The sequence below is a fragment of the Devosia litorisediminis genome (assembly GCF_018334155.1).
GTDB classification, from domain to species: domain Bacteria; phylum Pseudomonadota; class Alphaproteobacteria; order Rhizobiales; family Devosiaceae; genus Devosia; species Devosia litorisediminis.
In genome coordinates this window covers 443,230-453,926 of the sequence record NZ_JAGXTP010000003.1, presented here as the reverse complement: position 1 = coordinate 453,926, position 10,697 = coordinate 443,230, and the positions used below count along the sequence as shown (strand labels likewise).

General features: G+C 60.4%; 10 protein-coding genes. 6 read left to right on the top strand and 4 right to left on the bottom strand.

Annotated features, from left to right (window positions below):
* The first annotated feature begins 433 nt into the window (after positions 1-433).
* From KD146_RS17265 to infB, 6 genes are all read left to right on the top strand, one after another.
* Complete coding sequence (locus KD146_RS17265; RefSeq protein WP_212660065.1) at positions 434-832, top strand: ferredoxin reductase domain-containing protein; 399 nt, start codon at positions 434-436, stop codon at positions 830-832.
* Between the two features lie 80 nt (positions 833-912).
* Positions 913-1,095, top strand: a complete 183-nt coding sequence (locus KD146_RS17260; protein ID WP_212660064.1) for a ferredoxin reductase domain-containing protein — start codon at positions 913-915, stop codon at positions 1,093-1,095.
* Positions 1,096-1,205: 110 nt separating this feature from the next.
* Positions 1,206-1,829, top strand: a complete 624-nt coding sequence (rimP, locus tag KD146_RS17255) for a ribosome maturation factor RimP (RefSeq protein ID WP_212660063.1) — start codon at positions 1,206-1,208, stop codon at positions 1,827-1,829.
* The gene (gene nusA / locus KD146_RS17250) at positions 1,830-3,446 is read left to right on the top strand and encodes a transcription termination factor NusA (RefSeq protein ID WP_212660062.1); all 1,617 of its coding nucleotides are present in this window, start codon (positions 1,830-1,832) and stop codon (positions 3,444-3,446) included.
* Positions 3,447-3,474: 28 nt separating this feature from the next.
* On the top strand, positions 3,475-4,176 hold the full coding sequence (locus KD146_RS17245) for an RNA-binding protein (RefSeq protein ID WP_212660061.1): 702 nt from the start codon (positions 3,475-3,477) through the stop codon (positions 4,174-4,176).
* Entirely contained in the window at positions 4,169-6,985 is a 2,817-nt protein-coding gene (gene infB / locus KD146_RS17240) for a translation initiation factor IF-2 (RefSeq protein WP_212660060.1), read from the top strand. Before KD146_RS17245 ends, infB begins: the two co-directional genes overlap by 8 nt.
* Positions 6,986-7,071: 86 nt before the next feature.
* Here infB and KD146_RS17235 read toward each other — a convergent pair whose 3' ends face one another.
* The 4 genes from KD146_RS17235 to KD146_RS17220 all read right to left on the bottom strand — a co-directional run bounded on the left by KD146_RS17235 (position 7,072) and on the right by KD146_RS17220 (position 10,659).
* Positions 7,072-8,097 carry a hemolysin family protein gene (locus KD146_RS17235; RefSeq protein WP_249327942.1) on the bottom strand — a complete coding sequence of 342 codons (1,026 nt, stop codon included), beginning with the start codon at positions 8,095-8,097 and terminating at the stop codon, positions 7,072-7,074.
* A gap of 67 nt (positions 8,098-8,164) precedes the next feature.
* The gene (gene ybeY / locus KD146_RS17230; RefSeq protein WP_212660096.1) at positions 8,165-8,644 is read right to left on the bottom strand and encodes an rRNA maturation RNase YbeY; all 480 of its coding nucleotides are present in this window, start codon (positions 8,642-8,644) and stop codon (positions 8,165-8,167) included.
* Positions 8,641-9,672, bottom strand: coding sequence for a PhoH family protein (locus tag KD146_RS17225; protein WP_249327941.1), 1,032 nt, complete (start codon positions 9,670-9,672; stop codon positions 8,641-8,643). Before KD146_RS17225 ends, ybeY begins: the two co-directional genes overlap by 4 nt.
* A gap of 144 nt (positions 9,673-9,816) precedes the next feature.
* Positions 9,817-10,659 (bottom strand): alpha/beta fold hydrolase, encoded by an 843-nt coding sequence (locus KD146_RS17220; protein ID WP_249327940.1) that lies wholly within the window; start codon positions 10,657-10,659, stop codon positions 9,817-9,819.
* Positions 10,660-10,697: the final 38 nt, after the last annotated feature.

Here is a 10,697-nt window from a genome sequence, read left to right as displayed (position 1 = left end):
CTTCGACATCGGTGGCGGCGACGCCCTGCTGCTGCAGGCGAACGAGAATGCTGTCGGCGATGAATTCGCGCATTTCGGGGGTGCCATCACCAAAGGCGGTGTCGGCCATGGCGGGCGCAGCGACGCCCGCCATAGAGGCGGCAGCAACAAGGGCGATGATTGTGTTCTTGATCATTTCGTGTGTTCCTTTCGTTTTGAACACCCTGGAAATGATCCCGGACCGGTCGCGCCTCAAGTGACGATTTTGTAGATTTCTGGGGTTGAACTCCTCAGCGGCGATCCGAGGGTTTTCCTAAGGAAATCAAGGCATTGGATTGTGCCCCGGTATCCTCTACGTGACTGTGTATCTTTGGTGTGACGCTCCGGCCCGCTTGAGGTTGGAAGGGTGGAGCCATCCACCTGTCCCGCTCTTGACCTTGCAAAGGAGCCTGTCATGTCCACTCGCGTGAAGATTTTGAAGACCGAAATGGTCACCTACGATGTCCGGCATTATCGCGTCGAAAAACCAAAAAAATTTCGATTTGCGCCTGGGCAGGCGACAGAACTGAGCATCGACAAGCCCGATTGGCACGATGAAAAGCGCCCTTTCACCTTTACAGCGCTCGATGAGCCAACCCTTGAGTTCACCATCAAGAGTTATCTGGATCGTCCGGGAGTGACCAATGCGCTTTTGGGCGGCGAAGCGGGGGATCATCTGCTGATGGGCGATGGGTGGGGCACCATTCAATACCAGGGGCCCGGAACCTTCATTGCTGGGGGCGCCGGGGTTACCCCATTCATCGCCATCCTGCGCGACCTGCAGGCCAAGGATACGCTAAGGGCAATCGGCTGATCGCCTCGCACAAAACCGAGCGCGACATTATCCTGCGCGATGCGTTCGAAGCGATGGAGGGGTTAGAGACCCTGTGGACCGTGACCGGAGACAATTCGTCCAAGCTGGCAGCCGAACGCGTCGGCAAGGCCTTCGTGAGCAAACACGTCACCGATCTGGACCAGCGCTTTTATCTGTGTGGACACGACGCGATGGTGTTTGACCTGCGCGGGGCGCTTGAAGCATTGGGCGCTGATGTGTCCAGCGTGACCTGGGAAAAGTAGGCACGGCTTGCGGCGCGGTCGTTTCGGCGCTATATAGGCGTCAACATCTCGGCAAGTTTGCAGAGTGGGAGCCTCCCGGCCCCGCTCTTTTTTATTACCCGAAGGGACCGATGAGCTTCGATCTCACTGCCAAGCGCTATATCAAGGAAACGGGCCTGGAAGCCCGCGTATCCGCTATTGTAGAACCCGTGGCCAATGGTCTGGGCTTTGCTCTGGTGCGTGTGCGCATCACCCAGGAAAACGGCATGACGCTGCAAATCATGGCCGAGGACGAAAACGGCCGTTTCACCGTCGTCAATTGCGAGACCCTGAGCAAGGATCTCTCCCCCGTGCTCGACGTGGAAGACCCGATCGACCGCGAGTATCATCTCGAAGTCAGCTCGCCGGGGATCGACCGACCGCTGGTGCGCCAGCGCGACTTTGCGGCCTATGTCGGCCATGAAGCCAAGATTGAGCTGATCGACATGATCAATGGTCGCAAGCGTTTCCGCGGCTTCATCACGGCGGTCGACGACGAGGCGGTGATCATCACCCTGCCCGACGCGCCTGCCGGCACCGATCCCGACCACCGCCTGCCCTTGTCCAATCTGGGCGAAGCCAAGCTGGTGATGACCGACGCCCTGATGGAAAAGGCGCGGATCGATCAAGAATTGCACCCACTGGATGACGACGAGACCGAAACGGTCGAAATCGCCCATACCGACGACGACAATATCTCCGAGGAGACACACTAAATGGCCGTTAGCGCGAATCGCCTTGAGCTCTTGCAGATCGCAGACGCTGTTGCCCGCGAAAAATCGATCGACCGCATGGTCGTGATCGAAGCGATGCAGGACGCCATGGAGAAGGCCGCCAAGGGCCGCTACGGTGCCGAGACCGAGATCAAGGTCGAGATCAACCCGCGTTCGGGCGAGACCCGGATGTGGCGTTTGCTGGAAATCGTCGAGCAAGTCGAAGAGAACAGCCGCCAGATCGAGCTCAAGCAGGCCCAGATCAAGTCGCCCGAAGCCAAGGTTGGCGACTTTCTGACTGAACCGCTGCCCCCCATGGAATTTGGCCGCATTGCCGCGCAGTCGGCCAAGCAGGTCATTGTGCAGAAGGTGCGCGATGCCGAACGCGAGCGCATGTATGATGAGTACATCAACCGCATTGGCGAGATCGTCAACGGCTCGGTCAAGCGCGTTGAATATGGCAATGTGATTGTCGATCTGGGTCGTGGTGAAGCCATTATCCGCCGCGACGAACTGATCCCTCGCGAAATGTTCCGTTATGGCGACCGCGTGCGTGCCTATGTCTATGACGTGCGTCGCGAACAGCGCGGTCCGCAGATTTTCCTGTCCCGCACCCATCCGCAGTTCATGGCCAAGCTGTTCATGCAGGAAGTGCCTGAAATCTATGATGGTGTGATCACCATCCGCTCGATCGCGCGTGATCCAGGCAGCCGTGCCAAGATCGCCGTGACCTCGTCGGATTCCTCGATCGACCCTGTGGGCGCCTGCGTTGGTATGCGCGGTAGCCGCGTGCAGGCCGTGGTCGGCGAACTTCAGGGCGAAAAGATCGACATCATTCCATGGACCGATGGCATTGCCGACCTCGTTGTTTCAGCGCTGCAGCCAGCCGATGTCGCCAAGGTGGTGCTCGACGAGCAGGCCGAGCGCATTGAAGTGGTTGTGCCCGACGAGCAGCTGAGCCTGGCCATTGGCCGTCGCGGCCAGAACGTGCGTCTGGCCAGCCAGCTGATTGGCTGGGACATCGACATCCTGACCGAACAGGAAGAGAGCGAACGCCGGCAGAAGGAATTCACCGAGCGCTCCACCCTGTTCATGGAAGCTCTGGACGTGGACGAAATGGTCGCCCAGCTGCTGGCGTCGGAAGGCTTCTCCTCGGTTGAGGAACTGGCCTATATCGACACCAACGAAATTTCTTCGATCGAAGGCTTTGACGAAGAGACCGCTGGCGAAATCCAGAACCGCGCCGCCGAGTATCTCGCCGCAATCGACCGTGCCCATGATGAAGAGCGCAAGGCGCTCGGCGTCGAGGACGAGCTTTATGAGATCGCAGGCCTTACTGCTGCCATGCTGGTGGCGTTGGGTAAGGATGACGTCAAGAACGTTGAAGACTTTGCTGGCTGCGCCTCGGACGATCTGATCGGCTGGAGCGAGCGCAAGGATGGTGAAACCAAGCGGTTCGACGGCACCTTCAAGGATTTCCCCGTGAGCCGTGAAGAAGCAGAAGACATGATCATGCAGGCTCGCATCAAGGCTGGCTGGATCAAGGAAGAAGATCTGCCCGCCGTCGACGTCGAAGAAGTCGCCACTGACGAAGCCGCTACCGACGAGGCTTCGGCCTAAGGGCCGAATCCGAGCGAGGGCACCAGAGATGGCCCGGCGCGCAGAAACGAGCAGGATGTGTGCTCTGACACGGGTTGAGAAGCCCGTGGCGGAGCTCATCCGTTTTGTGTTAAGCCCCGATGGTGTGTTAGTACCCGACACGGAGGCCAAGGCCGAAGGTCGTGGCGTCTGGATCAGCATTAACCGTGACCTGCTGGTCGAGGCGATCAAGAAGAAGGTCTTCGCACGCAGTCTCAAGACTGAGGTTACTCTTCCTGAGGACCTGCCGGGACTGACAGAGCTGCGCCTGCAGCAGCGTTATCTCAACGCGCTGGGCATGGCCCGCAAGGCCGGACAACTGACTTTTGGTGCCACCAAAGTGCGTGGCCTGATTACCACGGGCGGTCTGATCGCCCTGATTACGGCGACGGACGCGGCTGATGACGGTCGTAGCAAGATGGTGGGACCGCTCAAGGCGCTCCACTATGGCGCCGCCGAAGAGGGAATTGATGGCTTCGATGTGCCCCATTTCGAATTGCTCTCCTCAGAGCAAATGGGTTTGGCACTCGGAATGGAAAATGTGATACATGCTGCCCTTACAAGAGGGGCTGCAGCCCAAGCGGCAGTAGAAAAGGCCAGAAGACTGGCACTTTTCATTGCCAAACCGACGGAAACGGACACCGGCCGCGCTGCGGTTGACGGTGACCTTTTGCCCGAGGAACAGGACGAAAGACGCGAGATACATGGCTGATAACGACGACAAGCGCACCGACGACAATGGCGCGAAGAAGACGCTGACACTCAAGGGCGGCCCAGGCCTGGGCAACCGTCCTGGCATGTCGCGCGGCCCTTCCCGCTCGACGGTGGTCGTCGAGAAGCGCACCCGCCTGGTTCCAAAACCAAATGCTCCAAGCGGCGCGCCACAGCGCCCGCAGTCGGGTGCAGCCAATCAGGGTCGCCCCGGTTCCGGCCGTCCGGCACAGCAGGCGCGTGCGCCGCTGGGACTGTCGGCTGCCGAAGCTGAAGCCCGCCGTCAGGTGCTGGCACAGGCTGGCGCCCGTCAGGCAGAAGACAAAGAACGGTTCGCTGCTGAAGAAGCCCGTCGCATGGAAGAGGACGCTCGTCGTCGTCAGATCCGTGAAGAAGCGGCCAAGGCCGAGCAGGAACGTCAGGCTGAAGAGGCTGCGGCACCACAGGCTGAGCCAGCGCCTGCTGAGGCGCCCAAGGCCGAAGCGCCAGCTGCCGCACCCGATGCAGCAGCCAGTACGGAAGAAGCCAAACCCTTTACACCCGCTTCGCAGCGCAATGCTGGTCCATCCAGCGTGCGTGTGGTTGCCGGCCGTCCCGGTCAGCCGCCACGGCCACCGCGCGCCGAGCGTCCGAGCAATGCGCGCCCCGAAAGCGAACGCGGTGCCAATGCCTATATCAAGCCAGGTGCCGCCGGCGCCCGGCCGTCAGGCACGGCAACACGTCCTGCCGGTGAGCGTCGTCCAACCGGTGCCGGCATGGCACCGATCGGCAATGTGCCGCCCGCCGGTCCCAACGAGGCCGATGGCCGCAAGATCCGGTCCGGCACGCCCCAGGTGCGGCCGACAACCGAAGCGGAAATGGAAAACGCCCGCCGCGCCTCGCGTGCGACCCCAGATCGTCCAACCCGCCGCACCGGCCAGGAAAACGGTCGTGGCCGCCTGACCGTGACCAATGCCGGCGCCGAGAGCGATCGTGATAAGGGGCCATCGCTGGCCGCCATGCGTCGCCGTCGCGACAAGAAGATGGGCCGCAACCAGCAGGAAGCGCCCAAGATCAGTCGCGAAGTGACCATTCCAGAAGCCATTACCGTGGCCGAGCTGGCCAACCGTATGGCTGAACGTTCGGTTGCCGTGATCAAGCTGCTGATGGCCCAGGGCCAGATGGCAACGATCAACGACGTGCTGGACGCTGATACTGCCGAGCTGATCGCGACCGAGCTGGGCCATACGGTCAAGCGCGTGTCGGAAGCCGATGTGGAAGAAGGTCTGTTTGATCTGCCACAGGACGACAAGGCCGAGGATCTGACCGATCGCGCGCCAGTCGTGACCATTATGGGTCACGTCGACCACGGCAAGACCAGTCTTCTCGATGCGATCCGCGAGGCCAATGTGGTGTCGGGTGAAGCCGGTGGCATTACCCAGCATATCGGCGCCTATCAGGTCGACAAGAACGGCAGCAAGATCACCTTCCTCGATACCCCGGGCCATGAAGCCTTCACGGCCATGCGTGCCCGTGGTGCTCAGGCGACCGATATTGCGGTGCTGGTTGTGGCAGCCGATGACGGCGTGATGCCGCAGACCATTGAATCCATCAAGCACGCCAAGGCGGCTGGTGTTCCCATCATTGTGGCCATCAACAAGATGGATAAGCCCGAGTCCGATCCGACCCGGGTGCGCACAGAGCTGCTGCAGCACGAAGTGTTCGTCGAATCGATGGGCGGCGACGTGCTGGACGTGGAAGTGTCTGCCAAGACCGGCAAGGGTCTGGACAAGCTGCTCGAAACCATCCTGCTGCAGGCGGAAGTGCTCGAACTGCGCGTGGCCAAGGATGGCCGTGCTGAAGGTCTGGTCATTGAAGCCAAGCTCGACCGCGGTCGCGGTGCTGTCGCCACCATGCTGGTGCAGCGCGGTACCCTCTCGATCGGCGACATTCTGGTCGCGGGTACCGAGTTCGCCCGCGTTCGTGCGCTGATCAACGATCAGGGCGAGCAGGTCAAATCGGCTGGTCCATCCATTCCTGTGGAAGTGCTGGGCTTTACCGGCGTGCCAAGTGCGGGCGACCGCTTCTCGGTGGTCGAAACCGAAGCGCGTGCTCGTGAAGTCACCGAATATCGTCAGCGCGCCATTCGCGAGCGAACAGCCGGTGGCGGCGCCACCAGCCTCGAGCAGATGATGAATCAGCTCAAGGTGGCCGGCATTGCCAAGTTCCCACTGATCATCAAGGGCGACGTGCAGGGTTCGGTCGAAGCCATCGTGGCTTCGCTAAACAAGCTCTCGACCGACGAAGTGTCGGCGCAGATCCTGATGAGCGCTGTGGGTGGTATCACCGAGTCCGACGTGACGCTGGCGGCGGCATCCAATGCCATCGTCATTGGCTTCAACGTTCGTGCCAATAAGCAGGCGACCGAACTGGCGACCCGCGACGGTATCGAAATTCGCTACTACAACATCATCTACGATCTGGTGGATGACGTGAAGAATGCGATGAGCGGTCTGCTCAAGCCAGAACGCCGCGAGACCTTCATCGGCAATGCCGAGATCCTGGAAGTCTTTACGATTACCAAGGTCGGCAAGGTTGCCGGTTGCCGGATCACCGATGGTCTGGTGGAACGTGGTTCCGGTGTCCGCCTGATCCGCGACAACGTCGTGATCCACGAAGGCAAGCTCAAGACGCTCAAGCGTTTCAAGGACGAAGTCAAAGAGGTCCAGACGGGCCAGGAATGCGGTATGGCCTTCGAAAATTACGAAGACATGCGCGCTGGCGACGTCATCGAATGCTTCCGCGTCGAGACCGTGCAGCGCACGCTGTAGGCCAAGCCATCACAGAATTGGAAAAAGGGCGCGGTTCACACCGCGCCCTTTTTGCATTCTGACACCTACCTGACCGGCAGGACCACCTATTCAGCGGCGGCCTTTTCATGGTCGGTGCGCTGGTCGGTAATGGCCAGCTGTTCACTGGCACCGCGCTTGCGGCGGATACGGACGCGCTTGATGCGCCGGCTATCGGCAGCCAGTACCTCGAATTCGAAGCCTTCAAGCTTGGTAATGCGTTCACCGCGCTTGGGTACATGGCCGGCCAGATCAAACACCAGACCGCCAATGGTATCGACCTCCTCGGCATATTCGCCGGGGTCGAAGTCGGGACCCAGCATGGTCTGGACATCGTCCAGCTCTGCGCGGGCATCGGCGATATAGGTATCAACGCCTACCTTGCGGATCAGCGAAGCGGCAAGCTCATCATGCTCGTCTTCAATCTCGCCAACCACAGCTTCCAGCAGGTCTTCAATGGTCACCAGACCATCGGTGCCACCATATTCATCGACCACAATGGCCATGTGCACGCGGCTGGCGCGCATGGATTGCAGCAGATCGCCAACCGGCATGAAGGTGGGCACGAACATGGCTGTGCGCATGTGGTCGAACTTGGCCAGCTTCTGCTTGAGAACGCTGGAGACAAGCTTGACCGGCACCGCCTTGGTCGGATCTTCCACCGCAGCGGTGATCTTGGTGAGCGCGTCCTTGACGTGAATAAAGCCCAGAATATTGTCCAGACCATCATCAAAAACCGGCAGGCGAGAATGGCCGACCTGACGGAAGCGCGCCAGCAGATCACCCAGATTGGCATCGGCGTCGATGGCCTGGATATCACTGCGCTCGACCATTACGTCGCCAACGGAAATGTTGGAGAGCTTGAGCACGTTCTGCAGGATTGTCCGCTCACTCTCGGAGAAGTCAGCGGTTTCAGCGCTGCCTTGCTCATCAAGGGCGACCTGAAGATCGTCGCGTAGCGAAACCGTCCGCAGGGCCAGCATGGCCTTGACGCGGTTCCATAGCGAAGGCCCCCGTGCCGGCACGGAGGCGGGACTAGAAGGAGGCTCGGGATTTGTGGGCGCCGAGGGGCCCAAACTGTCGCTGTCGTTCATGTTATATCGCCGCAAAAAGCAGCTCACTATCCTTTAAATCGGGAAATACGCCCGCCAGATCCTTGGCTCAGCCCTGCTCGGCATAGGGATCGTCAATGCCGAGGCTTGCCAATATCGCGGTTTCGAGACTCTCCATCTGGTGAGCCTCCGCATCCGTGAGATGATCATAGCCTAAAATGTGCAAAAATCCATGCACCACAAGATGAGTAAAATGATGGGGGAAGCTGGTGCCTTGCTCCAGTGCCTCGCGCTCAAGCGTTTCGCGCGCCATGGTGATGTCGCCCAGGATGCCAGTTACCGGCGCGAACGGCTCGATCTGGGGAAAGCTCAGCACATTGGTGGAGCTGTCCTTGCCGCGCCATTGCTGGTTGAGCCCATGCTGTTCAGCGTCATTGGTGAGCACTATCGCCAGTTCGGCCGCGCCCTTGACCTGGGCCTTGCTCATGTCGAGCGCAGCAAACACGGCGCGCTCGGCCAGAGCATCGAGATCCTCTGGCCAGGCGTCGTCATTGCGGATGATGGCGATTTCGAGGGCGGCGGAACTCAGCGTGTCGCCCCTTCTATGGCCTTTTCGGCAAGCCGCTTGGCCGTGTCGGCTTCATAGGCGCGCACGATGCGGCCGACGAGCGCGTGGCGCACCACGTCCTTGTCACCAAAGCGCGTGACGTGAACACCCTCAACACCGTCGAGCAGATTGACCGCCTCGACAAGACCCGATTTTTCGCCGCGCGGCAGATCCACCTGGGTCGGATCGCCGGTGATGATCATCTTTGAGTTCTCGCCCAGACGGGTCAGGAACATCTTCATCTGCATCGAGGTGGTATTCTGGGCTTCGTCCAGGATCACCACGGCATTGGCCAGCGTACGGCCACGCATGAAGGCGAGCGGCGCCACCTCGATAATGCCCGAGGTGATGCAACGCTCGACGTTTTCGGGCTTCATCATGTCGTAAAGGGCATCATAGAGCGGCCGCAGATAAGGATCGACCTTCTCCTTCATATCGCCGGGCAGAAAGCCCAGACGCTCGCCGGCTTCAACGGCGGGACGGGAGAGGATGATGCGGTTGATGTCGCCGCGTTCAAGCAGGGATGCAGCATGGGCCACCGCCAGATAGGTCTTGCCGGTACCAGCAGGGCCCACGCCAAACACCAGTTCGCTGCGATCCATGGCGCGCATATAGGCGTCCTGGGACGGGGTGCGGGCGACAATGGTGGATTTGCGCGTGGCAATCTGGGCCATACGCACCTTGCCCTTGCGCTCCAGCGTGGGAAGCGTGAGCTGGCTGTCTTCAGTCTGGATCATGCGAATGACACCATCGACCTCCGAGATGTCGACGGTGCGACCTTCTTCGAGACTGCCATAAAGCGATTCGAGAACGCGGCGCGCCTGGTCGACGGCGCTGGCAGCGCCTTTGAGCAGAACGTGATTGCCGCGGGGAATGGCCGAAACCTTGAGGCGCTGCTCTATAAGCGCCAGGTTTTGATCGAAATCGCCATACAGCTGCGCTGCCAGACGATTATCTTCAAAAGCGAGTTCGAGTTGAGATGCGAGTGCGTTGTCGGCGGTCGGGGACAAGTGCCTGCTCAAACTGGTGTGGCTCCACGCTCAGCGCGGCTGCGGGCTTGCGCCGCGACTACAAGAACGAAGCTAGGACGATTTGGCTCCGCTGTCTGTAGCAATATTGTGACGATTTGCGCCGGCACAAGGGCCGTCACGCTGTCACCGTGCAGATGGGGGGCATTGCCGCAACATAGCCGCTACCAGCGCCTCGGGCGCATCTTCCTGAACGAGGTGACCGGCATCGGGTATCGGGATCACCGGATGCGCGGAGATCAGCGCGGCCAATTGCCTGCCTTTGTCCGGCGGGATCCAGTTATCGCGCTCACCCCACAGCACCGTCACCGGGCAATCGAGCAAGCGATACTGGCCCTGCACCTCATCGGTGAATTTTTGGTCCATCTGGGCAATCTGGCGGTAGAAAGCCGGCTTGCCCACGGGGCCCATCCATGGCTTCGCGTAGATGTCCAGCGCCTGATCGGACAGTGGATGATGGGCTGATGTCTGCAGATAGGCCCGCAAGACTGCCAGATGCATGTAGTCGGGCATGCCGGCAAAGGCTTCGGGATGGCGCCGCACATGCTGGACAAAGGGAGATCCCCATGGCGACAGCGCCACAGCATCAAAGATGGTCAGGGAAGCATAGCTCAGCCCATTGAGGAAATGGCCCCGCAGCGCTGTCGCGCCTCCGAAATCGTGGGCCAGCACATGGGGTCGAGTCAGGCCCCATTCCTGCATCAAAGCAGCCAATACCAGGTTGTGCACACCCAGGGATACGTCCTGGTCAGCGCGCATTTCCGACTGGCCATATCCGACCAGATCAAAGTAGTAGACCGTCCAGTGAGCTGCCAGATGCGGCACGATGCGGCGCCAGACCTGTGAGGAAAACGGGGTGCCGTGCAGCGCAATCAGGGGTGGCCCCTGGCCGATCTTACCCCAGCGAACGCCATTTCCCTGAACCGTGGTTGTATTGGGAAGCTCAAGCATCTGGTGGAACTCCGTCATGCCAATCGGCCCAAAGGTACCAGACCCGCTGCGTTGCG